Origin of the sequence: Bradyrhizobium barranii subsp. apii, from assembly GCF_011516635.5 — a bacterium.
Lineage (GTDB): Bacteria > Pseudomonadota > Alphaproteobacteria > Rhizobiales > Xanthobacteraceae > Bradyrhizobium > Bradyrhizobium barranii.
In genome coordinates, this window is record NZ_CP096255.1 from 4302985 (window position 1) to 4329199 (window position 26215).

Genomic DNA, 26215 nt, shown 5'->3' on the forward strand with positions numbered 1-26215 from the left:
CGATCGAGAAGCGGTGATGCCGGTACGAATGATGTCTGTCCTTCCGCGGAGCATCTGAATTCGTTTTCATTTGAACGGATGCTCTCCCGTCCTCATCTGTTCAATGATCCGCGCAACTTGCTTCAGGCAGAACCACCATGGGAATTGTTCGCTTCGCGCTACGGTTTCCGCACACGTTCTATGTGCTTGCGGCGCTGATCCTGTTTCTCGGCGGCATCGCGATCTGGTCGATGCCGACGGACATGTTTCCGGAGATCCGCATTCCCGTCGTCACGGTGGTGTGGAGCTACACCGGCCTGTCGACGCCTGAGATGGAGCAGCGCGTCAGCACCTACAGCCAGTATTCGATCAGCGCCAATGTCAGCGGCATCAAGAACATCGAGGCGCAAACTCTCAACGGTCTGTCGGTTCAGAAGATCTACTTCCAGCCGGACGTGAATCTCGACCTCGCAATCTCGCAGATCGTCTCGGCAACCAACGCCATCCGCGCCCTGATGCCGCCGGGCATTCAGCCGCCGATCATCGTACAGTTCAATGCATCGAGCGTGCCGGTGCTGCAGCTCAGCCTCGAGTCCAATAGTCTGAACGAGCAGCAACTATACGACTTCGGCATCTACCGTATCCGGCAGCAATTGGCGCCTGTTCCGGGCGTAACGCTGCCCACGCCTGCCGGCGGCAAGTACCGCCAGATCATGGTCGACATCGATCCGAACAAGCTCCTGTCGCGCGGATTGACGCCGCTCGACATCGTCAATGCGGTAAACACCCAAAATCTGACGCTGCCCACCGGGACGACGAAAATCGGCGACACCCAGTACACCGTTCGAACCAATGCCACGCCGGCCTCGATCAAGGATCTCAACATGATCCCGGTCAAGTTCGTGAACGGGGCCACGATCTTCCTGAAGGACGTGGCCCAGGTCCGGGACGGCTCCCAGGTCCAGCAGAACATCGTGCGCGAGGACGGTCATCGCGCCGTCCTGCTCAGCGTGATCAAGAACGGAAATGCCTCGACGCTCGCCGTCGTCAACGGGGTGAAGAAGGCCTTGAGTTCGATTCGCGCGTCGGCTCCTGCAGGGCTGAAGATCAACGAGCTGTTCGACCAGTCGGTCTTCGTCACCCATTCGGTCGATGGCGTGCTGCGCGAGGGCGCGATCGCGGCGGGCCTCACGGCGCTGATGATCCTGCTGTTTCTGGGATCGTGGCGATCGACGCTGGTCGTCTTGATCTCGATCCCGCTGGCGATGCTGTCTTCGCTGGTCGTGCTGTATTGTCTCGGCGAGACCTTGAACACGATGACGCTCGGTGGGCTTGCACTCGCGGTCGGCATCCTGGTCGACGATTCCACGGTGACGATCGAGAACACGCACCGACTCTGGACCGAGGAAGGCATGCCGTTGCCCGATGCGACGCTGCACGGGGCGGCTGAAATCGCGGTGCCGACGCTCGTCTCCACGCTCGCAATCAGTTGTGTGTTCACCTCGGTCGTATTTCTGGAAGGGCCGGCCAAATACCTCTTCACCCCGCTGGGTCTGGCGGTGGTGTTCGCGATGCTGGCGTCATATGCGTTGTCGCGAACGCTGACGCCGATCACCATCGGCCTGTTGCTGAAGGGCGAGCGGCGCCATGGCGAGGGCGGAAGCCCGTCGGGCATCTTCGGCCGCGCCTCTGCGATGTTCGAGCGCGGATTCGAACGCCTGCGCAACGGCTGTTCCGATTTGCTGTTGACGTTGCTTCGGCGTCGCGTCGTCGTGCCGATCGTCGCGGTGCTGGTGCTGGCCCTCGGCGCCATCATGTTCGTCTATGTCGGCAGGGACTTCTATCCCCTGATCGACGGCGGCCAAATCCAGCTCCACGTTCGCGCGCCTGCGGGCACTCGCATCGAGAAGACGGAAGCAATCTTCCAGGCGGTCGAAGACAAGATCCGCCAAGTGATTCCGGAGCGGGACCGGGCGCTGATCGTCGACAATATCGGGCTTCCGGCGCGTCCCTACAATCTCGCATTCACGGACGGCTCGACGATCGGTGTGAACGACGGCACCATTCTGGTGTCGCTCAAGGATGGGCACAAGCCGACCGCGGACTACGTCAGGAAACTGCGCCAGGTGCTGCCGGCGGCGTTCCCGGAGGACACGTTCTATTTCCAGGCGGCCGACATCGTGACGCAGATCCTGAACTTCGGTCTTCCGGCGCAGATCGATGTCCGCACGGTTGGCTATGGCGACAACAATCTGGCCGTGGCCAAGGAGCTGCAGAAGAGCCTCGCGGCGATCCCCGGTGTCGTCGATGCGCATCTGCAGCAGGAAGTCGATGCTCCGGCGTTCTATGCCGACATCGACCGCACGCGGGCCGCCCAGCTCGGGCTCAACGCCAGCACGGTGGCGACCAATATCAATGTCAGCCTCAGCTCGTCGGCTCAGGTCTCGCCGAACTTCTGGACCGATCCGACGTCGGGCATCCCGTATTATCTGGCCGTGCAGACGCCCGAATACAGGGCCAATTCGATGAACGCACTGGGAAACACGCCGGTGTCGGCCTCACTTGCCGCGAGCGGGCAGACGGTGCCCGGTCTCCTCAGCAATGTCGCGACGTTCAAGCGGGGGAGTGTCCCCACCAATTCGAACCAGGCCAACGTCCAGCCGGTGTTTGACGTCTATGCGAGCGTCCAGGGTCGCGATCTCGGCGGCGTCGCGGCCGATATCAACAAGGTCACGTCCACACTCCAGAAGCAGCTCCAGCCGGGTAATTCGATTCAGGTCCTGGGACAGATCCAGAGCATGAATCAGTCGTTCCGCAATCTCGGAATCGGCCTGCTGTTTGCCGCCATCCTGGTCTACCTGCTGATGGTCGTGAACTACCAGAACTTCGGCGATCCCTTCGTCGTCATCATGGCGCTGCCGGCGACCTTGTGCGGCATCTTGACGATGCTGTTCATCACCGGAACGACACTGAACGTGCCTTCGCTGATGGGGGCGATCATGGCGGTCGGCGTTGCCTCCGCGAATTCGATCCTGCTCGTGACGTTCGCGCGTGATGAGCAATTGAAGGGACATTCCGCGTTCCAGGCGGCGCTGAGCGCGGGCCGCACCAGGATCCGGCCGGTCCTGATGACTGCTGCCGCGATGATCGTGGGCATGATCCCGATGGCGCTCGGAGGTCCGGGCGAGGAGCAGAACGCCGCGCTCGCGCGCGCGGTGATCGGCGGACTTCTGTTCGCGACCCCGACGACTTTGCTGATCGTGCCGTACCTCTTTGCCATGCTGCGCAAAGGTAACGATGGCAAGCCTCACCACGGCGTATTCGAGGAGCAACCGGAATGAGCGACGTTCGTGTGCGGACCAATGACGACGAGGCGAGGGACCCGCCCGATGCGGAGAGCCGCCGCATCGTCGAGCTCCCCGGCAAGGCCGCGCCATCCGGACGCCGTTACGGCGGCGCGCTGCTCGGAGGAGGGATGCTGCTGCTGCTCGCGGGCGGTCTCGGCATTGGCGGCTGGCGGCACTATCAGGCGGCGCGTGAGGTCGCTGCAGTGGCGGAGCAGGTGAGAACCGCCATTCCGGAGGTGCGGGTGGCGGTGGTCCGGCCCAGCGGCGACCTGATGAAGGTTACCTTGCCGGCGACGACGACCGCGTTCGAGGCAGCCAATATCTTCGCGCGGACCAGTGGCTATATCGAAAAGCGCTACGTGGATATCGGCGATCGGGTCAAGAAAGGCGATCTTCTCGCGGCAATCACCGCTCCGGAGCTCGACCAGCAGATCGCCCAGGCCCAGTCGACGTTGGCCCAAAACCAGGCCGCCTTGCAGCAGGCGCAAGCGAGCCGGGAGCTCGCCGACGTCACCAATGCGCGCGACAGCAATCTGGTCAAGCAAGGCTGGCTGACGGCACAGCAGGGCGACAACGATCGTCTCACCCTGCGTGCACAGCAGGCAGCCGTGGGCGTCGCCCAGTCGAACATCACAGCGCAGCAAGCCCAGATTCGGGTGCTCCAGCAGGAGAAGGCCTATCAGCGCGTGGTGGCGCCGTTCGACGGCGTCATCACACAGCGCAACGTGGACAATGGCAGCCTGGTGCAGGCAGGGTCGACCTTCATGTTCACGCTGATGCATTCCAACGTGATCCGAACCCAGGTCTTCGTGCCGCAGGACGAGGCCTTCGGAGTCGGGCCGGGCGTCGACGCGGATATTCGCGTCCCCGAGATCCCGGGGCGGACGTTTCCGGGGAAAGTCACACGCATCGCAAGCGCATTGCAGCCGGGAAGCCGAACTCTGCTGACCGAGATCGACGTGCCCAATCCGGACGGTGCCTTAAGTCCCGGTATCTACTGCACGGTCGAGCTGTCGATCCCACGCAAGACGCCGTCGATGACCGTCTCGTCCGATGCGCTCGTCTTCGATCAGAACGGTCTTCATGTCGCGGTCGTGCGGAATGGCACCGTTCATCTGCAGCACGTCTCGATCGCGCGGGACTTGGGCACCACAATTGAAGTGCGCGAGGGCCTACAGCCCGGCGACCAGGTCGTGCTCAATCCGGCGGTGAACCTGGCGGAGGGCAGCAAGGTCACCATTCGCAAGGTCGAGGTCAGTTAGGAGCATAGAGATGATCCGGATCGTGCTCGCAACAACGATCGCCCTGCTGTTGGGCTGTTCTTCGAGTAAGGCGCAGGTCTCAACGATGGGCACCACGGCGATGGGCCTTCCAACCGTACCGGGTGCGATCGTCACCTCGCCGCTCAACAGTCCGGGTCCGTTTTCCGCATCAACCGAGCCTGGCGTTCCCGACACGACGCTGGCGCCTGTTCCGCTCGCCTCGGATCCGACGACGCCGGGTACGGTCGTCGTCTGCGCCACGCCTTCGACGTCCCCGATGCCGGTGCCGGCGACCCCGATCGTATCGAGCATCGGCGCGTCACCGTCGGGCATCGGCGCCCCGCTACTGCCGGTCACCGGGCAAATCGGCAGCTCCACCGGAACGATTCCCGCAGCGGCACCGGCGGGAACGGGGACGACGGTCGCATGCAGCTCGACGCCGGGAGGGCTCGCGACAAGCGCTGCGTCCCTGCCACTCTCGATCCCGCAAGTGCCGTCCAGTCTCGCGCCCGGCACGATCCTGGCGGACACCAGCGCCGCCGGCGGTACCGGCATCGATCCAAATGCCGCCGTCGTGCCGAGCCCGAACAGCACGGCCTGCGCGGAGGGAGTCTCGATGAACCTCGCAGCGCCTGCGACTGTGTTGCCGGCCAACGCCTCAGGCGCGGCGCCAACGCCGGGAGTGTCGCCGATCTTGCCGCCCGGATGCTGAGGCGACGCCGCTACAGGACTCTCGTCGCACCGCGTGCGGATCGGGGGATGACACGTCGGCTGGCGTAGCCTTGGCCGTACCAGCGCTTCACGTTGCCGGGCGTAGCTTCAAAACTTCGGCGTCGGGCGGCAGCATCGTTCCACCGTCCCGGTATTTCCAGTCCACCATCACGCCCTTGTTGCCCCGTACAGTGGTGCGGCCGACGAAGGTCCCCATGGTGCTCTGATGATCGATGGAACGCCAAATCGCCGGGCCGAACGGCGTTTCGAAGCCGACATTGCCAAAGCCGTCGGCCATCGCCTCGGTATCGAATTTCCCGAGCTTTGCGATCGGCGCCACGATGGAGCTGATCAAGGCGTGACCGACCACGGATCCCATCGTGGGAGCCTCGCCATATCGCGCGGAATAGGCCGACACGAAGGCGCTGTTGGCGTGATCCAAGACCTCGGTCACCGGATAGCCGGTCACGATCCATCCCTCCGGTGCGTCCTGCCCGAGGGGAAGAAGGTATTCGGGTTCGCCGGTCGTGAACGACACGACGTGTCGCCCTTCGAACAGGCCGCGATCATTGCCTTGCCGGACAAATCTGGCGAGATCGGGTCCGAAAGTGACGTTGAGGATCGCTTCGGGTTTCTGCTGCGCGAGGGCGTTAACGACCACGCCGGCATCAATGGCGCCCAGCGGCGGCCATTGACTGTTGATGAACTCGACGTCGGGGCGGCGGCGGCTCAGAAGCTGCGTGAACCATCTTACGGCCGACTGCCCGTATTCGTAGTTCGGGGCGATCGTCGCCCACCGCGTCGCCTTCAATTGAGCTGCCTCCTCCACCAGCATGGCTGCCAGCATGTATGTCGAGGGGCGGAGCCGGTAACAATATCGATGCCCTTGCTCCCAAACCAGGGCGTCGGTGAGCGGTTCGCTCGCCACGAACAGGATCCGGTTTTGCCGGGCGAAGTCGCTGATTGCCAGTCCGACATTCGACAGATATGCGCCTGCCAGAAGATCGACGTCATTCCGCCGCACCAGTTCTTCGGCGGCACGCAGCGCGACGCTCGGCTTGCCTTCGTCGTCCCGGCTGATGACCTGCAGCTCTCGCCCGAGGAGGCCCCCGCTCGCATTCAGCTGTTCGACCGCCAACTGCCAGCCGCGACGATAGGGCAGGGTAAACGCGGGCGCGCTGCTATAGGAGTTGATCTCGCCGATCCTGATCGGTCTCGTGCCCTGGGCGCGGATGATGCCGGGCGAAAACATCGACGCGCCAACACTGCCTAAGACCTGTCGTCGAGAGATGCTCATCTGGTGCGACCCGGAGGATTGAGTGCGAGGGCTGGTCCAGCGCTGCAGGACATGTCGTCCTGGTCGATAGATCAGCAACCTAGTGGCAGGTGCAGGACGGGGGCCGGTCGTCGCCGCCTGTGCCCGGACTTGCAGCGAGACCGCGCGCAAAGGCGAGCGCGGGAAGATCGACCTCCCGATCGAACAGAGCGCTGACCGGACCGACCAGATCGAGCGCGGTCTGCTGGCGGTCCGACGCCGCCATGATCCTTGCCCAGGCTGCCGCGACTTTCAGTTCGTAGAAGCGGCATTGCTGCTCTCTGGCAACGGACAGGCCCTCGGAGAACAGGATTTCCGAGCGGGACCGATCTGACGAGCCATCGGCAAGCAAGATCTCGCCCTTGATCCGCAGCAGATCAGCAAGGCACCACAATTGCTGGCCCTGCCGGGAGATAGTCAGGGCATCTTCCACGGCGGCCAGGGCCTGCGCAGTCTCGCCGACCGCGAACAGTCCTTCGGCGAGCGATCCGAGAAATTCGGGATTGCGCATCAGCCAGCCGTTCTCGGCCCGCGCTTTCAGTCCGCTGCGCAGCAGCTCTATTCCATCGTGATGTCTGCCTTGCAGGACGAGCAACTGCCCCTTCAGGCAGGACGTCCAGCTCGTCCAGAAAGCTATTCCCTCGCGCGTGACGAGCTCGAGGAGCGACGCTATCGCCTGATCGGCAGTGGCGACATCATGCGTCATCAGCGCAATGGGGCACACGGCGTTCCGCAGCGCGTAAGCGATCGCAAGCTTGTCCTTCTCACGCTGCGCCTCCTCGAGGCATTCCGCGGCCAGGGATCTGCTCTGGGCGATCTTTCCCTGGAGCAGCAGCACGCGGGCTAACATGGCTTTTGCCAGGACGCTCTGGTTGAGCAGGAACCACATCTGGTTCCCGCCGTCCTTCAATCCGTGAGCCGAGTGGTCCAGGGAGAGGGTCAGTTCGCGTCGAGCTTCCTCCTGCGCGCCGTAAAAATGGGTGGCGGCGCCGATCAGGCGGCGGCCTACCGTCTCGTTGGCGGGGTTTCCCGTGCGAAGGGCGATCTCCAGATATCGCTCTCCGACACTCTTGGCCGCGTCGTATTGGCCCGAGTTGAGATTATAGCTCCACAGCGTCCAAACAGCCTTGAGCTGAAGCTCGAGATCGGACAGCTCTTCGCCGAGCGCAAGGCCGATGTTCAGGGCCGCCTTCATGCGATCCGCCGAGCCAGTCGTATTGAGAAGCGCGAACCCCAGCGCGACGTAGAGCTGCGCCTTGAGCCTTGGATTGCAGGTCAGCTCTCCGTCAAGATGGGCGAGAGCGTGCTCGATCCGGGTCGAGCATTCCATGAAGGATAGCAGTTGCATCCACACCGGCACAAAGCCGGCTGTCAACTCTACGCCGAGCGCGGCATCGCCGCCGGGTGCGAAGGCCCAGTCGAGCGCCGCATGCACGTTTCCAATTTCCTGGGCAAGGCGAGTGAGATCGTCGGAGGCGGGGGAGGCATCGCCAGGTGGCATGATGAGCTGCCTGAGAAAGCCCGCATGCCGTCTGCTGGCCTGCGCGCAGAGCCCTGCTTCTGCCAGCTTCTCCAGAGCATAGGCGCGGGTGGTCTCCAGCAGACGCCACCGCCCTTCGAAGGAGGGATCGAGCGAGACCAGCGATTTTCCGACCAGATTGAACAGTGTTTCGATGACGTCCGACCGGGACAACGCGTCGTCCATCATTGCAATGGCCGCATCGAGTGTGAAACCTGCCGGAAACACCGCAAGCCAGCACAACAGCCTTTGCTCGTCGGGCGATAACAGATCGTAGCTCCAGTCCAGCGTCGCTCGCAGGGTCTGGTGCCGTGGCAGTTGGTCCCTGCGGCCGCCGCTCAGCAACTCCATTCGCCTGTCCAGGCGAAGCAAGACCGTGTCTACCCCAAGATTCGCGGTCTGAGCCGCGGCGAATTCCAGCGCGAGCGGAATTCCGTCGAGCCGGCGACAGATGGCAGCCACTTTCAGCAGATCGTCCGCGCCTGGAGAGAAGTTCGCTCGTAGCGCCTGTGTGCGAGCGACGAAGAGCTGCACGGCGCTTGCCTGCAACAGCAAACCGGGATCACACAAACCAGAGTCCGGAACCGACAGTGGCGGGATGGCCGCAACGTATTCGCCATCGATGCGGAGGCCTTCCCGACTGGTCGAAAGAATAGTGACATTGGGACAATAGCGAAGTGCAGCACTCGCGATCTGTGCAGCGATGTCGATGACATGCTCGCAATTGTCCAAGATGAGAAGCAGACGCCGTGACCCGATAGCCTGCGCGATGCAGGCGGCCGAAACCTCCTTGTCACTCAGGGCAAGCTTGAGCGCACGCGCGGTGGTCGATGTCGCAAGTGCCGGATCATGCAAGGTCGCGAGCTCGACCAGCGCCACCGCACCATCGAATGAGGATGCGACCAGGCGCGCAAGTTCGATGGCCAGCTTTGTTTTCCCGATGCCTCCCGGGCCGACCAAGGTCACGGCCCGATATGCGAACATAAGTTCGGCAATTTCGCTCAGGCAATCCTCGCGCCCGATAAGAGGAGCGCGCGTGTTCGGCAGGTTGTTCGAAAAGGATTCGATGGCCGGGACGGATACCGATGTCGCTGCGGGCTGATCCAAATGCCCGCTTCGCCAGGTCCCGGCGAGGGTATATCCACGGCCCGAGATCGTCTTGAGGAGATCGCGATCTTTGCCCAGCGCCTTGCGGACGGCGGAGATATGGACCTGTAGCGTGTTGTCCTCGACGGCCAGGCCTGACCAGACACTTCCGATCAAATCATCCTTGGTCACCAGGTGACCGGCGCAACCCGCCAGTTTCTCGAGAATCTCGAATGCGCGGCTTCCGATCGGGACCGTGATGTTGTCGCACTTCAGCTCTCTCCGCTGGCAATCGATGAGCCAGTTACCGAAAGTGTAGGTTCGTACGGCGGGCGAAGGCGACATAAGGGGGGTCCGTGGATCAGCCTCACTGCCGCAATCTGGGAGAGTGACGAGACCCCCAAAGATCACCGCCCCTGCAAGATTCTGAAAGCGTCAGTATGCCCAGGTGTCCTACAGGGGAGGCCGTTGGGGTGTCAAGACGACCTTCTCAGTAGCCGGCTGTTCACCATGGCTAGCTCGTTGCCTGCTACACGAGTTCGTGAGGACGAATGGGAGTGCCAAAATGGGAGAGCGGGCCGGAAGGAGCGTGCAGCACATCCCGACAGCAACACGGGGCAGGGGATTTCGCGTCGCGACGGTTCGGAAGCTCGGCGGCCTGCTTGACCTCTTCGTTGTCGAGCGGTCGAAGCAACACCTGTTCACATCGCGAGCTGCAGAATATTCGCGCGGTATCTCGATTGAAAGGATGGCACGACGCATCGCTTCGACGGTGTCGGCATGTCGGCGAAGGAGAGCCTGAAGTTTCCTGATTTTGCGCCTCTTCACTCGCGATCGGGCCATAGCTTGCTACCTTGCTCTGCGATCGATGCGCTTCGCCGGAATGGGGCATCATCGTTTGGATTATCCTTGCCAGAGTAAGATCATGTCTCAGCCATTATTACTGTCGCCACAACCGAAGCATGGCGACACCCAGGCGACCGTCACCGCGGACGAAACAGATTTCCGCTCGGCCATCGCAATGGCCTCGATCGCGCCGCTTCCGAAGGTCATCGCGCCTACCACCGTTTCGCGCAGAGACGATCTGTCCCCCCTTGACGCAACGACGATTGCCTTCGAGCGGCTTGGTCTGGTCATTGCGATCGAAGGGCAGCCACGGCGCAGCTCCAGCATATCCTCGTGTAATCCGGCGCGCGACACCGGCTGGCTGCGCGTCGAAATCCCGTGGCAACGCGCGGCCATGACTGCACCTAGCTCTCTGACAACTGCGCCCATTTGTGACGACGATCCGGTAGTTCAGCGCCTGTCCGAAGCTCTCGTCGCGATGGAGCGATTGAAGGCCACCGATAGCGCCCTTTGCGTCGACGCCCTGCGATTTGCCGTCATTGCCCGGCTCCTTGCCTTGCGGTCCGAGGCGGAGCCGAGGTTCGACGAGCGAACCCGCGTCGGCCAATGCACTTCTGAAAGGCCGGTCCACGGATTGCAGAAGTGGCGGCTCAAGCGGGTGCTCGACTATATCGAGACTCACTTCCGCAAGAAAATCGTGCTGGCGGATCTTGCCGCGGCCGCGGGCCTGAGCCGGATGCATTTCGCCGCCCAGTTCCGCGCCGCGACGGGTTGCAGGCCTCACGAATATATCTTGCGGCACCGGATACAGCGTTCCAAGGATCTGCTGCGGGACTGCGAGATGCCGATTGTTGAGGTCGCGCTCACAGTGGGTTTTCAGAGCCAGGCCCACTTCACGACGACGTTCAGGCGCTTCGCGGGTGACACGCCGAGTCGATGGCGAGATGCCGCTGCGGCGGGATTCGATCTTTGATGCCCTTGCCTCGAGCGAGTAGGCCTCGCCCCCGTGGGGCCTGAGACGGCAATGGCGAGGTTGGTGGAGTCCGCGATGGAGCTGGCTTCGCCATCCATCATTCCACATTCTTATCGTATACGCGGCAGATTCCGGGGCTACGCCGATGGTACGGATCAATGCGCCTTCGGACATAGCCGGTCGGAAGAACGGGGCTTCATACGGCCGCCATTCTTCCTCCAGTGATGTCCGTGAGAGGCCCCCGAAACGCTGAGATGAACCTCTTCAAGTCAGCGCTGACGATTGCCTTGCGGCGAAGGGGCTCGCCTCGGTTGGCGTGCTCAATAGCCCGACTTGGGCTCGCACGGAGGCCGACGCCAGGGGTCGCTCGCGTACGCACCGACGTCGGGAGCGCGAACACAGTTGCGCTTGGACGTCACCGGAACGCGCTGGACCGACGCATAGGCGTCGTCATTGGTTCGGCGCGCGTTGTTGCTGCCTTCGCGAGCCATCGCGGGGGAGGCGATCATGGCCGAAACCATCAGTCCGGCCGACAAGAGCTTCAGTGTAGTGATTGCACGTCTCCTTGACAAAGCGACGCCGGGAACGCCTCGGCTCGCCTGCCAGACATGTGTACGCATGTGTCGGATGAGCAGTATCAATTGAACGATCATTTTCGCCTTTGCACGAAGTCGGCGCCCGCGCTTCATCTCGAAAGCGATTGCTCGCTAGTCGGGCGAAAGCGTTATCTGGTCCGAATGGCCATTCATGAGCGGACCGAACCATTCCCACTTCTCGCCGGTGAAACGCATCATTTGGAGATGCTCGATCGGGCGAAAGTCCGTCGGCGATGTCTTGACCCGGATGCCGGGAATATAGGCCGCCCCCTCGATGTCGAGATTCGTCGCCACCTGCATGATCCTCTCGCGCGTGAGATCGTCGCCACAGCGCCTAAGCACCTCAACGAGCGCGCTCGACATATTGAATGCCACCAGCGGGCCGCTTTCGGATCGATCTGCGTCCGGATAGTATTTCGCCATGAGCGCGCGAAAGTGCTGCATGCCCGGGTATGAGTCCCACTGCGGGTCGGTCACGTCCATCTGGTACCCGGCACTCAGGACTCCCTTCGCGTTGTCCAGTCCGGCGAGCTTCAACACAGAGCCGACCGAAACCGAGACGTTCGTCATGATGTGGACGGGATGCCAGTCCAGTTCGGCGAGCTTCCTGATCGCCTGAGCCGCGAATTTTGGCGTGGCGACATTGATGAAAATGTCGGGGGCGGCCGCCTTGATCGCCACGATCTGCGAGTCGATTGTCGGCTCGCTGATTTCATATGGCAGGCTCGCAACCACCATTTGCGCGTACCTGTCTTGCAGCACCTCCTTCAGGCCAGCCAGATAATCGCGTCCGAAGTCGTCGTTCTGGTAGAGGATGCCGATCCTGGCGCCAGGGTGATGCGTCAGGACATAGTCCGCGTAGATGCGTGCCTCGGTTCGGTAGCTCGGTAGCCAGCCGATCGTCCACGGAAAGTGGACGGGATCAGCCCAGCGAGATGCTCCCGAAATGGCGAACAATTGCGGCACGTGGCGATTATTCATGTACCTTTGAATGGCGGCGTTGCTCGCGGTACCGAAGGGGGCGAAGATCGCGAGCACTTCGTCGGCCTCGACGAGCCGCCGTGCCTGCTCGACCGCTCGGGACGGATTGTAGCCATCGTCGTAGGAGATGAACTCGACTGTCCGGCCGTTGATGCCGCCATTGTCGTTGACCATGCGAAAATACGCACTCATCGTCCTGCCGATGATGCCGTAAGCCGATGCCGGGCCGCTATAGGGCATGATGTTGCCGATCCTGATCTCGGTGTCGCTCGCACCGGGATCGTATCGCTGTTGCGCAGAGGCGCTGGCTGCGCCGGCCGCAAATATGACGGCGACGATCGCTAGTTTTCGCAGGCGCCTCGCAATGTCCGGACTCAAATGGCCACTTCCACCGGTGATCAAGCGATGCCTCCATAGCGCTGCTGGTCATCGTGCCTGCCGGGCGGCGGTATGGCGCCAATGGAGGGCCTGCTCGTCCAACAGTCGATAGCCGGAGTGTAGCGCGGGACCCGACGCGAGCCGGATTACAGAAGCTGAAGAACTGTGAAGTTTTACAATGGTGTGCGTAGAATTGACCCGTCACCGGCGCCCGATCTGGGGGAGCGTTCTACGCCGTCGTCGCGAACAAACGTTCGGAGCTGATGATATCGATCGAGGCTCCGGACCCGCGGGGTGCGCCGCATGGCGCGGTCGCACGCCGAGCGGGGTCACGGACAGGCATGGTTACGCGGCAATTTGCCTTTGCGCGTTGCCGCCGCTCACCGATGCCCGTGGCGGTTGTAGATGTGGCCCGCTCCAAACACCGGAGCCGCGCCACCGGACCGCTCGAGACCCATTCGCCCTGCCGGCGTCAATGCGCCGCCATTCAGCACGTCGCGATTGGGATACATTGATGCAAATGCGGCGGGCTCCTGATCGGCAAAGGACCAGGCCGCGGAGGCGGATGATATCGTTGCCGTTGAGAGCAGCACTGCGGCGATCAGGGTTTTGAATGCACTCATAGCGAATCTCCATTGTTCGTGACGTGCGGAGAGTCGCTTGGCGATGATCGCTGCTCGGCTGATGGCGTTTCCGGAATTGCTTTCTATACCGGGCTATATAGGCAGTCCGGCCGGAAAACCCTGCTTGTCACGCATCACTCTTGCGAGAAGATGACGGGAATATCAGGCAGAGCGCGCGGTTACGAAGGTCTGATGCGTCTTCGAAGCCGAACTCTGTCACAATTGTCATAGTTGCTCGCGCGATCGTGCATGGTCGAATCGTGTGCGACGCCCAGTTCAGGGTGCAGGTCATACAACATGAGGAGTGTGAGCCATGAGACTGCTCTGGTTTCTCTGCGTCGTTGCCAGCCTTGCGCTCTCGGGCGTTGCATCTGCACGCGGCGGCATGGGATCTCACATGTCGATGGAGAGCGGCGGCGCGCTCGGTACCAGCGCTGCTGCGCCGGGAACGAACTCGCTCGGCACCGCGCTCCCGTCATCGGAGGGGGTTGGTCATCCGACGAAGGGACCGCTGCTCGGCTCGGATGCGACCATCGACAAGGAGGACGCACGGGTCGAGAAGACGCTGGAAGGATCCATCTGTCGCGGCTGCTGACGCGCGAGCATTGCGATATTTGCGGCGAGTGTCTGGCGGCCCTGGTCGCCGGACAGATTGTGTATTTTGAAAGCGTTGGTGATACGCTGGGCGCAACATCAAGCAACCGCCTGGGGCTATGCCGATGATGGCCGAGCCAAACCAGCGCCCCGTCTACGCCTGCGCTGAATGGGAGATCGATCTTGCCAGACGCGAACTGCGCTCGATGGGAGAGTCCGTTCCTCTGGGCGGTCGTGCCTTTGAGATTCTTGCGGAATTGGCTCAGGCCGAAGGCGGGCTGGTCACCAAAAATGACCTGACAGAGCGTGTCTGGCGCGGCGTCTTCGTCGAGGAGAGTGCACTTCGGGTCCATATCGCGGCGATCCGGAAGGCCTTTGGTTCGGATCGTGACATGCTGGCGACAACGGTCGGCCGGGGCTATCGCCTGCTGGGTTCATGGCGGACCCGGCAGATGGATGCCCCGCTACAATCTGCCGCACCCCAGCCACTGCCGTCGACCAACATTCCCAATGCATCATTCGTTCTCATCGGCCGCACCACCGCGGTCGCGCGTTTGTGGGAGCTTCTGTCGGCTTATCGCGTCGTGAGCCTCGTCGGGCCTGGCGGGATTGGCAAGACAGCCCTTGCACTACAAGCCGCCAGGACGCTGCCAGCCGGTTTTGCGGCCGACCGGTTGCTGGTCGAATTGGCCTCGCTGCCCGATCCCAAGCTCGTGCCCTCGGCCGTCGCCAGCATGCTCGGTATCAAGCTCGAAGGGGAGGAGATCACCCCGGGCTCCATAGCGCGCGCGATTGGCGCCAGGCAGTTGTTGCTCATTCTCGACAATTGCGAGCACGTCGTTGATACCGTGGCCCATTTGGCCGAGACGATCGTCAGCCAGTGTTCCGGAACGACCGTCCTGGCGACAAGTCGCGAAGCGCTGCGCATTGACGGCGAACATGTCTATCGCGTTCCGCCCCTGGGTGTGCCGCCCGAAGTCCGGCTCGGGTCTGACGCCGCATCGGCCTACACGGCGGTGGAATTGTTCACGACCAGAGCGAAAGCGCTGGGCTCCAGCTTCGCGCTCGACGAAGAGAACCTCGATGCCGTCGCAGCCATCTGCCGCCGGCTGGATGGCATTCCACTCGCGATCGAGTTCGCGGCGGCACGCGCCGTGATGCTCAGTCCGCCGAAGATCGCGGCACTTCTCGACGACAGGTTCAAGTTTCTGACGACCGGCCGGCGTACTGCGTTGCCCAGGCAGCAAACGCTTCGTGCGACGCTCGACTGGAGCTACGATCTACTGCCGGACGCCGAGGCGCGGGTCCTGCGGCGGCTCGGCGTGTTTGCCGGAGAGTTTCTGCTCGATGCCGTGATCGCGGTCGCGAGCGAAGGGATGGGCGATGTCACCGCGGAGCTTGCCAACCTGGTGGCAAAGTCGCTCGTCCTTGCGGATATTCGCGGCGAGCGCCCGTACTATCGCCTGCTGGACACCACGCGCGCCTATGCGCTGGAAAAGCTTCACGCCAGCGGCGAATTTCCCGGCGTCGCGCGCCGCCAGGCCGGATACTATGGCGGGTTCTTTGCGAATGCGGAAGCTGACAGCGAAGTGAAGCCGCAGGCGGAGTGGCTCGGCTTCTATGGCCAGCACATCGACAACGTACGATCCAGCCTCGATTGGGCTTTCTCGCCCGACGGAGATGCGCAGATCGGAGTGGCGCTGACCGCAGGGGCCGTCCCGTTGTGGGTACAATTGTCGCTCCTCGCCGAGTGCCGCGAGCGGACCGAACTGGCGTTGGCCAGCCTCGACGGCAGCGCCGCGGGCGCTTTGCGGCTCCGCATGCAATTATCGGCCGCGCTTGGCTGGTCACTGATGTACGGCGTTGGCAGGGCTCGAGAGGCCGGTCCGGCCTGGGCGGCGACCCTGCAGCTGGCCGAGCAGCTCGGCGACAGCGACTATCTGTTGCGTGCGCTTTGGGGGCTCTGCATCGATCAATTCAACAACGGCGAGTTCCGCAAGGCGTTGGAATTCGCGCACCGCTTCGCGGATATCGTGGCCGATTCCCAAAATTCGGTCGACCGGATGATGGGCGATCGGCTGCTTGCCACCACGCTGCACTACCTCGGCGACCAGCGGCTGGCGCATCATCACATTGGGCGGACCTTGTCTCGCCTTTCCGATCTGGCGGCGAAGCCGCAGGTGATCCGTTTCAGGTTCGACCTGCGAGCCTCGGCACGCTATTTCCAGGCGCGCATCCTGTGGCTTCTCGGGTTGGCGGATCAGGCACTGAGCGTCGTCGAGCGCAATGTCGAGGAGGGCCGAGCGAGTGGTCATGCTCTGACCTTCTGCAGCGTGCTTGGCCAGGGTGCCTGTCCGATTGCTTTCCTGGCCGGCGATCTCGATGCGGCGGAAGGCTATTGCACCATGCTGCTGGAGCATACCGAACGTCATCCGATCCGTCTGTGGAACGTGTGGGCGCGCGCCTTCAGGGGCATGGTGATGGCGCGGCGTGGCGATGTCGCCGCCGGACTGACGTTGCTGCGCAAGGCGCTCGAGCTGGCGGGCGAGGCGCGTTTCCTGCCGCGCTTCCTGCTTCCTCTCGGCGAACTGGCGGCGTGTCTCGGAGAGGTCGGCGAAGTATCGCTGGGGCTCGCGACCGCGGACGAGGCGCTTGCGCGCTGCGAGGCGAGGGATGAGCGGTGGTACGCAGCCGAGCTCTGGCGCATCAAGGGCGAGTTGCTCCGGCATCCCGGCGAGCGTCGCTCGGCTATCGCTGCCGAGCAGTGCTTCGACAAGGCGTTCGAAGTGGCGCGCGGCCAAGGTGCGCTGTTCTGGGAGCTGAGGGCGGCCATCAGCCTGGCACGGTTGAGGACGAGTCAGGGCCGTCCCGCCGATGCGCACCAAATCCTGGCTCTTGTGTACGGCAAATTCACCGAGGGTTTCGAGACCACGGATCTCAGGCTCGCGAGAGCGATGATGACGGAGTTTTCGACCTCATAGTACGGGCGGTGCTCCAGGATGCCCCGGGGGCGGCGTCCGATACATGTCATCGGACGCAGGTGCGGCCTCGGCGAGCGCCGCATCCCCCGTGCTCCAGAACGTTGGCTTCGAAGTCCTATTGCCGGACCAAGAATGCGTCGGCCCCTCGACGCGGTCTTTCCATGCCGCGCGCTTCTATCCGGATTGCACGGCATCGCGGCCAGCCGCACGACCTGGGCCACTGCGGGTTCGCGCCCCCCACGCGAGTGTGTCAGGGCTATCAACTCGCGGCGAGCGAGCCCGAAGGCGGAGACGCCAATTCGGCCAGCAATTCGCTGGCCGCTTTCAGGACGGGCGTATTGAACCCCTCGGTGAATCATCCATAGACGGGCGCAAGCACGTCTTGCGCTTCACTGCGGCGGCCCCGCCGCCGCAATAGCCTTGCAAGATCGATTGTCGTGCGCAACTCAAAACCGAGCGCCCCCTGATGTCGGGCCAGGTCAAGTGACTGCGCCAGGCTCCGCTCCGCCTCCAGGAAGTCGGGATTGTCCTTGCGGATCAGCACTTCTGCCCTTGCCCGCAACATGTCAGGCATCTCCACCATGAAGTTGCGACGCCGGCCCCGGGCAATCGCCTGATCGAGGATGTCGAGTGCTTCATCTCCACGACCTGTCGCCGCCAGAGCTTCCGCGAGCGGCACGCAAAGTCCGGCCGCCGCGCCGTAGCGCTGGCTCTGCAGCCGAGCGGGCGCAGGAAGGATTGAAGTCGAACGGCAACCAATGGGTCAATCTGCGGCGCCTTTATGAGAGCCATGAAGAGCAGGACGTCACGGCCGTGATCAACGGCACGTCTGAGCGACAGATGCGAAACCAGTTCCACGCCTGGTCGAAATTCATGACCATGGACATGGACAAGCGTGTCGAGGCCGCGGAATGATCGACGAGAAGGCCATCACGGACTTCATCTATCTGGAAGCCGAGCTGCTCGACACGATGCAATGGCAGGCCTGGCTCGATCTGTTTCACCCCGAAGGGCGCTACTGGATGCCGCTCGAATGGCAGCAGCAGGATCCGGTGCTCCAGCCCTCGTTGATGTACGAGGATCTGCTACTCCAGAAGGTGCGGGTCGAGCGGCTCGCCGGCGAGCGGACCTTCAGCCAGAAGCCGAAGAGCCGTTGCCATCATCTTCTCCAGGCACCGCGGATCGTGGCGTGCGACCCGGCTGCGGGCGTCTACAAGGCGCGGACGTCCTATATCTACACCGAGACCCGCGGTGATCTGCTGGAGCGCTATTCGGGATGGGCGTCGCACGAATTCGTAGAGGTCGGCGATGCCCTGAAGATCAAGCTCAAGCTCAAGCGGGTCGATCTCGTCAATTTCGACGCGCCGTTCGGCAACATCCAGCTTTTCATGTGAGTACGCCTTGACCGCTGCGACCACAGTCTACGCCTGCTTTCGCGAGACCGCCCTTCGCCGGGAGGAGGCGGGCTTCCTCAACGTGCTGCCGGAGACCGCCGATATCTATGGCATCGCGGCAGGCGAGATTTCCTACCGCGCCATGCTCGACCGGGTCGAGCGCTGGCGCTCGGCTTTTGCAAGCCGGGGGTATGGCGAAGGCCACAGGGTCGGGCTGCTGCTCCAGAACAGGCCAGTGTTCGTCGAGCTGTGGTTCGCGCTCAACGCGCTCGGCGTGTCCGTCGTGCCGATCAATCCCGATTTGCGGATCAGCGAGCTCGAATACATCATTGCGCATTCCGAGATGAATGCGGCGTTCGTCCTCGCCGAGCGGCGCGACGAGTTGGAGACCGCGGCGCGCCAGGCCGGCCGGCCGATCCCGGTCGTGACTGATCAGGACGACGTTCCCGTACCCTTCGGAGGTGCGCGGCCTTCGACCGCCGGAAGCGAGGCGAGCGAATGCGCGCTGCTCTATACGTCTGGAACCACGGGACAGCCCAAGGGCTGCGTGCTCACCAACACATATTTCCTGCATTCCGGAAACTGGTATCGCGATGTCGGCGGGCTGATCGATCTCAAGCCCGACTTTGAGCGCATGATCACCCCGCTGCCGCTGTTTCACATGAACGCGATGGCGGTGTCGCTGATGGCGATGCTGTCGGTCGGCGGCAGCCTCACCATGCTCGACCGCTTCCATCCGCGCACCTGGTGGGCTTCGGTACGCGACAGCCGCGCGACCTGTCTGCATTATCTCGGTGTCATGCCCTCGATGCTGATGAGCGCGCCGGCGTCTGAGCAGGACGGGGCGCATACCGTGCGCTTCGGGTTCGGTGCCGGCGTCGACAAGCTCCTGCATGCGCCGTTCGAGGAGCGCTTTGGCTTTCCGCTGTTGGAGGCCTGGGCGATGACCGAGACGGGAAGCGGCGGCGTCATCGCCGCCAATGTCGAGCCGCGCAAGATCGGCACGAGCTGTTTCGGACGCCCGACCCCCGAGGTCGACGTTCGTATCGTCGACGACAGCGGCAACGACGCGCCGGTCGGGACGCCGGGCGAGCTCTTGGTGCGGCGCGCAGGCGCGGACCCGCGTTACGGTTTCTTCCGCGAGTACCTGAAGAACGAGGCCGCCACCGCCGAGGCGTGGGACGGCGGGTGGCTGCACACCGGCGATATCGTGTCGCGCGATGCGGACGGCGACCTCCATTTCGTCGACCGCAAGAAGAACGTGATCCGCCGTTCCGGCGAGAACATTGCCGCGGTCGAGGTCGAGTCCGTCCTCAACCGCCATCCCGCGATCAGGCAGGCCGCGGTTGCCGCGACGCCCGATCAGGTGCGCGGCGACGAGGTTGCGGCGGTCATCATCGCCGAGGAGGCCGGTGCGGACCGCGCGCTCGCCGAGGAGATTGTGCGCTGGAGCCTGGAGCAGATGGCCTATTACAAGGCGCCGGGCTGGATCTGTTTCGTCGACAGCCTTCCGTTGACCGCGACCGAGAAGATCCAGCGCGGCGGCCTGAAGGATTTCGTCGCCAGGCTGATGCGCGACGGCGCGTTCTTCGACCTTCGCGACCTCAAGCGGCGGCAGGTTTGACCATGAGCGAGATCCGCACCACACTCATCACCGGCGGCAATTCGGGGATCGGCGAGGCGCTGGCGAAGAAGCTCGTCGAGAGCGGGCAGCGCGTGGTCTCGGTCGGGCTGGAGAAGCCGGACTGGACGCATGATCTGCTCGCGGCCTATCGCGCTGATCTCTCCAATATCGAGGAGACGCGCGCGATCGCGCAGGAGATCTGCCGCGATCACGCCGTCGATCGCCTCGTGCACAATGCGGGCGTGATCCTGCCGAACCTGCTGCCCGATGCAAAGCCGGAAGATATTTTGATGCTGGCGCAGCTGCATCTGGGCGCGCCGATGCTGCTGACCCAGGCGGCGCTGGAGGGGATGCGTGCGCGCCGCTTCGGCCGCATCGTGTTCGTCAGCTCGCGGGCCGCGATGGGCGCGGCGACGCGGTCGGCCTATTCCGCGACCAAGGCCGGCGTGCACGGCATGGCGCGGACCTGGGCGCTCGAGCTTGCAGCGAGCGGCATCACGGTGAATGTCGTCGCACCAGGGCCGATCCTGACCGACAATTTCTGGGGCATCATCCCCAAGGGCTCCGAGCAGCAGGAGCGGATGGCGCGCAACGTGCCGGTCGGGCGGCTCGGCTCGCGCGAGGATGTCGCGCACGCCATCAGTTTCTTCCTCGACGAACGTTCCGATTTCGTCACCGGCCAGGTGCTCTATGTCTGCGGCGGCACCAGCCTCGTCGGCCTTGGCCCGTAGAGCATGATCCGGACCCGGAGGGCCGCGTTAGCGCAAAGTGTGAAGCGGTTTTCCGAAAAGATCATGCTCCAATAAACAAGATCAGATCTGGTTCTGGCGGATGTTCTCGACCATCTTGGCCAGCACGCGCGCGCAGACCTCGATGTCGTCAGGCTCGATGCCTTCGATCAGCTTGTCGTAGTTGCTCGCCATGATTGGCCAGATCTTGCGCAGCAGCGCCTCGCCGTCCGGGGTCAGACCCACGACCCGGCGACGCTGGTCTTCCTCCGCGATCTCGCGCTTGACGAGGCCCGATGACACCATGGACTCGACCATGCGGCTCGCCGTCGACTGCTCGGTCACCGCGAGAACGGCGACCTCGTTGACCGTGAGGGTCTTGTAGATGAACAGGACCGACAGCGTCCGGAACACGACATTGTTGATGCCGTGGTCGCTCAGGTCGCGGTTCTGATCGAGATTCCAGCGATTGGCGAGCCGGTTGAACAGATACGGGATGTAGGTTTGCAGCTGGTCCCTCGTCCTCGGCGGACCCGACTTCCATCTGCTCTTGGATTCTCTGGCCATTATCTCTTGCGACTTTGCTTCTTGCTCTCGGTATGAAGTTTTGAAGAAAGGGATTTCAGTACGGACAGCGCACCGTCCAGCTCCCGGGCCGAAACATTCTCGAGCCGTTTGCCGAGATGCTTCTTGTGGACGTCGGCTGCCTTCCTGAACAGCGCCTCGCCTTTCGGCGTCAGGCGCACGATGAAGGACCGCCGGTCCTCGCTCGACATTTCCCTGCTGATGAGGTCGTCGGCGAGAAGACGCTGCACCAGGCCCGAGACGTTGCCGCCGGTGACTTTCAGATTTTGCGACAACTGCCCGAGCGCGAGGCCATCGCTATAGCGATCGAGCTGGGCCAGCACGTCGAATTTTGCGAGCGACAGGCCGAACTCGGAGTTCAGCATCGAATTCAGCGACGCGAACAGCTCGCCATGCAGCGACAGCAATTGGAGCCAGAGCCGGGTTTCGATCTGCCCAGGGACGGGAACAATGTTCTCTTTGAGTGCTGCCGGCATTGCATGACCATCGAGTACAAGGTGTCTCGTCGATTGGAGGGATTATCGCGGGTCTTTCGCTCCGATTAACAATTTGAGAATCGTAGTCAAGTCGCCTGATCCTGACGTCTTGGGGGGCGAACGGCAATCCACTCCGGCGTTCCCCTCCGATGGAATCATGCAAAAGTCTTGATGGTCTGGATCACGCCGTCGAGCTCCTTGCCAGCGCTGTCCTTCAGCGCGGCCTCGCGCAGGCGGCGCGCCCAATCGGCGGCATCCTCGCGTCGTTCGACCAGCTTGATCGCCGCCAGCGTCCTGTCGAATTTCGACAGCCCGCGGCTGTGGGTATCGGAATAGCCTTTCACGAGGCGTCGGCATTGCAGGATCTCGACACCGAGCTGGTAGTTGGTGGCGACCGCGTCGGTTGCGGCCTTGAGCCATCCGTCCCGATGCGCGGTCTCGACGGCGTGACGCAGCGAGCGGCGTCGCAGGCCGCGTAGTCCGGCCACGACGTAGAGGGTCAGGAACCAGGGCAGCGAGTAGGTCCGCACCCGGCGTCCCCGGTTGACGCGGCGATCGAGCCAGCCGAGGAGGCGCGGCCGCGCGCCGAGCCAGCGGCTGAAGCCCGCGGGCAGCACGCCCATGACCTCCTCCATGCGCGGATGCATGAACTCGGTGGTCTGGAGCACCTGGCCCTCGGACATCTCGAGCTCGCTCTCGATGCGCGCGCGGCGACCGGCGCGCGTCTTCAGGTCGGCCACGCGGATGACGTCGTCATAGCTCATGGCGTTGGCGAGGTACTTTGCCGCGGTCTCCGTGAAGGCATAGGCGTGCGCACCACCGCCGGCGCTTCGGTCGGCCGCGTGCAACGTCTTGAGAATGTCGAGATACTCGGCGCCATAGGCGACGTCCTGGAAGTCGACGACCTTCCTCAAGCCAACGCGCGCCATGGTGAGCGCAGGCTCGGGGAGTTCCTGCTTCAGTCTTGCGATCAGCCCGGCAAGATCTGGATCGGGCGTTGCGGGAGAGGGGACGTGATCGGCCTGCTTTGATGGCGCTGCGACCTCGGGTGAGCCGGTCTTGACCCGGTCGAACGCGGCTTCAAACGTCTCCACGCTAGCCTTGGCGCCTTTCCCACCTGCGCGGATCACGTCGAGATAGCTGTCGCGGCTGAACGGCAGCACAGCGGCCGCCGCGAGCGCACCGAACATCGCGGCCGAGATGACGCTTCCATGCGCGATCGCCAGCGCGTTCAGATCGAAGATGATCTCGGACTTGGCGGCAACCCCGATGGCGCCGGTGACAGCGCCGCCGTCGGCGATGCCGTTGCCCGGTGCGATCTTCTCGCCGATCGCAAACGACCGGTGGTTGGATGCGATCAACGTGGTGCGATCCGGCGTCACGAGGCCGCGCAGGATCGACCGGCCGGCCTCCATGAACTCCGCCGCCATCACCACGTCGACGTCGCCGGGCGTCGGCATCAACGACAGGATCGGCTTGCGGCCGTCGAGCGGCGGCATCGCCTCGATATAGTAGATCGTGGCGCCGGTGCGCTGGGCGACGCCGGGCACCGAGGTCGACTGCGCGACCCAGCCATGGTTCTCGGCCAACTGAACGATCCAGTCGGTCAGCACGCCGCCACCCTGGCCACCCATCGCGACGATCGCGATGGAGATCGGCCGCTCGGTTGCCTCGCCGGCGGCGGGGAGGGCCAGCCGGACCGTCTCGTCTCTCATGCCAACGCCTCGAGTGCCGGACGCCGGCGATCACGCCGCCGTTGCAACCAGCCGATCACGGCCATCGCGACCCTGGATTTGAACCTGTCCCAGCCGGTCGGATTGTGAATGACGTCCGCGCGATAGAACGAGGGGCAGAGCACGGCGGCCTCGGATACCTCGCCGCAATTGCCGCAGCCGACGCAGGAATTGTCGATCGCCGCAACGGGATCGTCGCGCAGGGGATCGTCCAGCTGCTTCACCGAAAGCGACGGGCAGCCCGAGAGCCGGATGCAGGCATGGTCGCCGGTGCACACGTCCTCGTCGACACCGAAGCGTTCCTTGACGATGCGCACTCCGTCCTTGATGGCCTTGTTGATCTGCGGCTTCACGCGGCGCTGCTTGTTGAGCATGCATTCGGAGGACGCGACGATGACCTTGGGGCCTTCCTGCTTGGTCGTCAGCGCCTCCTTCAGCGTGTCACGCATCTTGCCGACATCATAGGTGCGGTCGAGCTGACGCACCCACTGGCCGCCGATGCCCTTCACGGCCTTGACGATCGAATTGTTGGTGTCGCGCCGCTTGTTGATCGCGCGCGAGGACAGGATGTCCTGACCGCCGGTCGCCGAGGTGTAGAAATTGTCGACGATGACAAACACGCCGTCGTGCTTGTTGAACACGGCATTGCCGATGCCGCTGGTCAGTCCGTTGTGCCAGAAGCCGCCGTCGCCCATCACCGCGATCGAGCGTTTGTCGGCCTTGACGTTGAAGGCCGAGGTCGAGGCCGGGCCAAGGCCGAAGCCCATGGTGGTCGCGCCGATATTGAAGGGCGGCAGGATCGAGAACAGATGGCAGCCGATGTCGGCCGAGACATGATGCTGGCCGAGCTCTTCCTCGACGAGCTTCATGGCGGCGAAGATCGGCCGCTCCGGGCAGCCGGTGCAGAGCCCGGGAGGGCGCGCCGGCACGACCTGCTTGAGCTTCTCGACCGCGGGGTGATTGAGCACGGGAACGGCGTCCGGCGCCGGCGGCCGGTTGCCGAGCAGCCGCGGCTCGGTCTTCTTCAGGAATTCCCTGACGCCGCCGAGCAGAACCTGCGCGGTGTAGTCGCCGCCCATCGGCAACACGTCCTTGCCGTGGATGCGCGCCTGGATGTCCCTGCGGCGCAGCACGGTGTTGATCGCCTGCTCCAGATATTCCGGCTGGCCTTCCTCGACGATCAGGACGGCGTCCTTGTCGACGCAGAACTCCGCGACCTCGGTGTCGATCACGGGGTAGGTAACGTTCATGACGTAGAGCGGAACCTGTGTGTTGCCGTAGGCATCCGACAGCCCGAGATATTGCAGCGCGCGGATCACGTTGTTGTACATGCCGCCCTGCATGATGATGCCGACCTTGCCCTGCTTCGGCCCCATCCATTCGTTCAGCTTGTTGTCCCGGATGAAGCTGATCGCCGCGGGCAGCCGCGTCTTGATCTTCTCCTGCTCGTGCTCATAGGCCGCCGGCGGCAGCACGATGCGGTTGACGTCGCGCCTGGGGTTGTTGAGAGCGTCCTTGATGGTGTGTGCCGGCTTGACGTTGTCCTTGCAGGCGAAGCTGCCGTGCATGTGACAGGCGCGGACGCGGACCTCGAGCATCACGGGCGTGTTCGAGACTTCGGAGAGCTCAAAACCCTTCTCGATCAGATTGACGATGCATTCATGATCGGGGCGGGGATCGAGCAGCCACATCTGCGATTTCATCGCAAAGGCATGGGTCCGCTCCTGCATGATGGAGGAGCCTTCGCCATAGTCCTCGCCGACGATGATCATGGTGCCGCCGGTGACGCCGCCCGAGGCGAGGTTGGCGAGCGCGTCGGAGGCGACGTTGGTGCCGACCGTCGACTTCCACGCCACCGCGCCGCGCAGGGGGTACATCACCGAGGCCGACAGCATTGCGGCTGCGGCCGCTTCGTTGGCGGAGCTCTGGAACACGACGCCGAGATCGTCGAGCACGTCCTTGGCGTCGGCGAGCACGTCCATCAGGTGCGAGATCGGCGAGCCCTGGTAGCCGCCGACATAGGCGACGCCGGATTGCAGCAGCGCCTTGGTGATGGCGAGGATGCCTTCGCCGCGGAACGTATCGCCATCGCCGAGCCGGAGATCCTCGACTTCGCGAGCAAAAGACCGTTCAGCCATTGCACCCTCCAGAAATATGCGATAGCATACGTTTACATGTGAAGTAAGTCAACGCCGCGCCATGCTATCACGCTTGCGGACCTCTGCTCCGACAAGGCGGTCATGAGCCAGCGACAGGGTAGGGCCAATGCTGAAGCTGCCTCGCTCTAGAGCCGCCGCCGTCCAGGCTTCACCTGTCTATCTCAACCCGGGCGCGACAGCCGACACGGCGGCTTCACTGGTCCGTGAAGCCGCAGCCAATGCACGACATCATCAGGCGCTACAACCGGTTCGACATCTTCGATCTGCGGGTCAATCGCCGTCGGCCGGCGCCGCTTGGCAAATCGGAACGAGAGTTCGGGACGCG

18 protein-coding genes and 1 pseudogene are annotated in these 26215 nt (G+C 63.4%); 10 read left to right on the forward strand and 9 right to left on the reverse strand.

All coding sequences use genetic code 11. The features are described from left to right. Nucleotides 1-137: 137 nt before the first annotated feature. The 3 genes from HAP41_RS20230 to HAP41_RS20240 are packed head-to-tail and all read left to right on the forward strand — an operon-like array spanning nt 138 to nt 5300. A complete protein-coding gene (locus tag HAP41_RS20230) occupies nt 138-3320 on the forward strand; it encodes an efflux RND transporter permease subunit (protein ID WP_166097348.1) in 3183 nt (1060 codons plus the stop codon). Further along, the gene (locus HAP41_RS20235) at nt 3317-4588 is read left to right on the forward strand and encodes an efflux RND transporter periplasmic adaptor subunit (RefSeq protein WP_166097346.1); all 1272 of its coding nucleotides are present in this window, start codon (nt 3317-3319) and stop codon (nt 4586-4588) included. The genes HAP41_RS20230 and HAP41_RS20235 overlap by 4 nt, the downstream gene beginning before the upstream one ends. 10 nt (nt 4589-4598) lie before the next feature. Beyond that, nucleotides 4599-5300, forward strand: coding sequence for a hypothetical protein (locus tag HAP41_RS20240; protein WP_166097344.1), 702 nt, complete (start codon nt 4599-4601; stop codon nt 5298-5300). An 87-nt stretch (nt 5301-5387) separates the two neighbouring features. Here the strand turns inward: HAP41_RS20240 and HAP41_RS20245 are convergent, their stop codons facing one another. Further along, the gene (locus HAP41_RS20245; protein WP_206706230.1) at nt 5388-6551 is read right to left on the reverse strand and encodes an ABC transporter substrate-binding protein; all 1164 of its coding nucleotides are present in this window, start codon (nt 6549-6551) and stop codon (nt 5388-5390) included. A gap of 124 nt (nt 6552-6675) precedes the next feature. Next, nucleotides 6676-9564 (reverse strand): ATP-binding protein, encoded by a 2889-nt coding sequence (locus HAP41_RS20250; RefSeq protein WP_166097338.1) that lies wholly within the window; start codon nt 9562-9564, stop codon nt 6676-6678. Nucleotides 9565-10144: 580 nt separating this feature from the next. Between HAP41_RS20250 and HAP41_RS20255 the strand changes: the two genes are divergently transcribed. Further along, on the forward strand, nt 10145-11038 hold the full coding sequence (locus HAP41_RS20255; protein WP_166097334.1) for a helix-turn-helix transcriptional regulator: 894 nt from the start codon (nt 10145-10147) through the stop codon (nt 11036-11038). 707 nt (nt 11039-11745) lie between these two features. Here HAP41_RS20255 and HAP41_RS20260 read toward each other — a convergent pair. After that, on the reverse strand, nt 11746-13017 hold the full coding sequence (locus tag HAP41_RS20260) for an ABC transporter substrate-binding protein (RefSeq protein ID WP_166097332.1): 1272 nt from the start codon (nt 13015-13017) through the stop codon (nt 11746-11748). 356 nt (nt 13018-13373) lie between these two features. Continuing rightward, nucleotides 13374-13616, reverse strand: coding sequence for a hypothetical protein (locus HAP41_RS20265; protein ID WP_063984300.1), 243 nt, complete (start codon nt 13614-13616; stop codon nt 13374-13376). Nucleotides 13617-13929: 313 nt separating this feature from the next. Here HAP41_RS20265 and HAP41_RS20270 point away from each other — a divergent pair, with 313 nt between their 5' ends. Both HAP41_RS20270 and HAP41_RS20275 read left to right on the forward strand, forming a co-directional pair. After that, nucleotides 13930-14211, forward strand: coding sequence for a hypothetical protein (locus tag HAP41_RS20270; protein ID WP_166097330.1), 282 nt, complete (start codon nt 13930-13932; stop codon nt 14209-14211). A 127-nt stretch (nt 14212-14338) separates the two neighbouring features. Further along, entirely contained in the window at nt 14339-17191 is a 2853-nt protein-coding gene (locus HAP41_RS20275) for an ATP-binding protein (protein WP_224580793.1), read from the forward strand. Between the two features lie 355 nt (nt 17192-17546). Here HAP41_RS20275 and HAP41_RS20280 read toward each other — a convergent pair whose 3' ends face one another. Next, nucleotides 17547-17870, reverse strand: coding sequence for a tetratricopeptide repeat protein (locus tag HAP41_RS20280; protein WP_224580792.1), 324 nt, complete (start codon nt 17868-17870; stop codon nt 17547-17549). 41 nt (nt 17871-17911) lie between these two features. Between HAP41_RS20280 and HAP41_RS20285 the strand changes: the two are divergent. From HAP41_RS20285 to HAP41_RS20300, 4 genes and pseudogenes are all read left to right on the forward strand, one after another. Next, nucleotides 17912-18106, forward strand: a pseudogene (locus HAP41_RS20285) (oxidoreductase); the annotation flags it as partial. Next, entirely contained in the window at nt 18103-18585 is a 483-nt protein-coding gene (locus HAP41_RS20290) for an aromatic-ring-hydroxylating dioxygenase subunit beta (protein ID WP_166097326.1), read from the forward strand. The pseudogene HAP41_RS20285 and the gene HAP41_RS20290, both read left to right, overlap by 4 nt. A 7-nt stretch (nt 18586-18592) precedes the next feature. Beyond that, on the forward strand, nt 18593-20209 hold the full coding sequence (locus HAP41_RS20295) for an ATP-dependent acyl-CoA ligase (protein ID WP_166097324.1): 1617 nt from the start codon (nt 18593-18595) through the stop codon (nt 20207-20209). Between the two features lie 2 nt (nt 20210-20211). After that, nucleotides 20212-20940, forward strand: a complete 729-nt coding sequence (locus HAP41_RS20300; protein ID WP_166097322.1) for an SDR family NAD(P)-dependent oxidoreductase — start codon at nt 20212-20214, stop codon at nt 20938-20940. Between the two features lie 81 nt (nt 20941-21021). Here HAP41_RS20300 and HAP41_RS20305 read toward each other — a convergent pair whose 3' ends face one another. From HAP41_RS20305 to HAP41_RS20320, 4 genes are all read right to left on the reverse strand, one after another. Continuing rightward, nucleotides 21022-21504 carry a MarR family winged helix-turn-helix transcriptional regulator gene (locus tag HAP41_RS20305; protein WP_063984247.1) on the reverse strand — a complete coding sequence of 161 codons (483 nt, stop codon included), beginning with the start codon at nt 21502-21504 and terminating at the stop codon, nt 21022-21024. Continuing rightward, nucleotides 21504-21998: a MarR family winged helix-turn-helix transcriptional regulator gene (locus tag HAP41_RS20310; RefSeq protein WP_166097319.1), complete on the reverse strand. Its 495-nt coding sequence runs from the start codon at nt 21996-21998 to the stop codon at nt 21504-21506. The genes HAP41_RS20305 and HAP41_RS20310 overlap by 1 nt, the downstream gene beginning before the upstream one ends. 155 nt (nt 21999-22153) lie before the next feature. Continuing rightward, complete coding sequence (locus tag HAP41_RS20315; RefSeq protein WP_166097317.1) at nt 22154-23713, reverse strand: indolepyruvate oxidoreductase subunit beta family protein; 1560 nt, start codon at nt 23711-23713, stop codon at nt 22154-22156. Further along, the gene (locus tag HAP41_RS20320) at nt 23710-25869 is read right to left on the reverse strand and encodes a thiamine pyrophosphate-dependent enzyme (RefSeq protein WP_166097315.1); all 2160 of its coding nucleotides are present in this window, start codon (nt 25867-25869) and stop codon (nt 23710-23712) included. The genes HAP41_RS20315 and HAP41_RS20320 overlap by 4 nt, the downstream gene beginning before the upstream one ends. Nucleotides 25870-26215: the final 346 nt, after the last annotated feature.

Coding starts and splice junctions, on each gene's coding strand:
- HAP41_RS20230 (WP_166097348.1), top strand. CDS start 138: ATGGGAATTGTTCGCTTCGCGCTACGGTTTCCGCACACGTTCTATGTG.
- HAP41_RS20235 (WP_166097346.1), top strand. CDS start 3,317: ATGAGCGACGTTCGTGTGCGGACCAATGACGACGAGGCGAGGGACCCG.
- HAP41_RS20240 (WP_166097344.1), top strand. CDS start 4,599: ATGATCCGGATCGTGCTCGCAACAACGATCGCCCTGCTGTTGGGCTGT.
- HAP41_RS20245 (WP_206706230.1), bottom strand. CDS start 6,551: ATGTTTTCGCCCGGCATCATCCGCGCCCAGGGCACGAGACCGATCAGG.
- HAP41_RS20250 (WP_166097338.1), bottom strand. CDS start 9,564: ATGTCGCCTTCGCCCGCCGTACGAACCTACACTTTCGGTAACTGGCTC.
- HAP41_RS20255 (WP_166097334.1), top strand. CDS start 10,145: ATGTCTCAGCCATTATTACTGTCGCCACAACCGAAGCATGGCGACACC.
- HAP41_RS20265 (WP_063984300.1), bottom strand. CDS start 13,616: ATGAGTGCATTCAAAACCCTGATCGCCGCAGTGCTGCTCTCAACGGCA.
- HAP41_RS20270 (WP_166097330.1), top strand. CDS start 13,930: ATGAGACTGCTCTGGTTTCTCTGCGTCGTTGCCAGCCTTGCGCTCTCG.
- HAP41_RS20275 (WP_224580793.1), top strand. CDS start 14,339: ATGGCCGAGCCAAACCAGCGCCCCGTCTACGCCTGCGCTGAATGGGAG.
- HAP41_RS20290 (WP_166097326.1), top strand. CDS start 18,103: ATGATCGACGAGAAGGCCATCACGGACTTCATCTATCTGGAAGCCGAG.
- HAP41_RS20300 (WP_166097322.1), top strand. CDS start 20,212: ATGAGCGAGATCCGCACCACACTCATCACCGGCGGCAATTCGGGGATC.
- HAP41_RS20305 (WP_063984247.1), bottom strand. CDS start 21,504: ATGGCCAGAGAATCCAAGAGCAGATGGAAGTCGGGTCCGCCGAGGACG.
- HAP41_RS20310 (WP_166097319.1), bottom strand. CDS start 21,998: ATGCCGGCAGCACTCAAAGAGAACATTGTTCCCGTCCCTGGGCAGATC.
- HAP41_RS20315 (WP_166097317.1), bottom strand. CDS start 23,713: ATGAGAGACGAGACGGTCCGGCTGGCCCTCCCCGCCGCCGGCGAGGCA.
- HAP41_RS20320 (WP_166097315.1), bottom strand. CDS start 25,869: ATGGCTGAACGGTCTTTTGCTCGCGAAGTCGAGGATCTCCGGCTCGGC.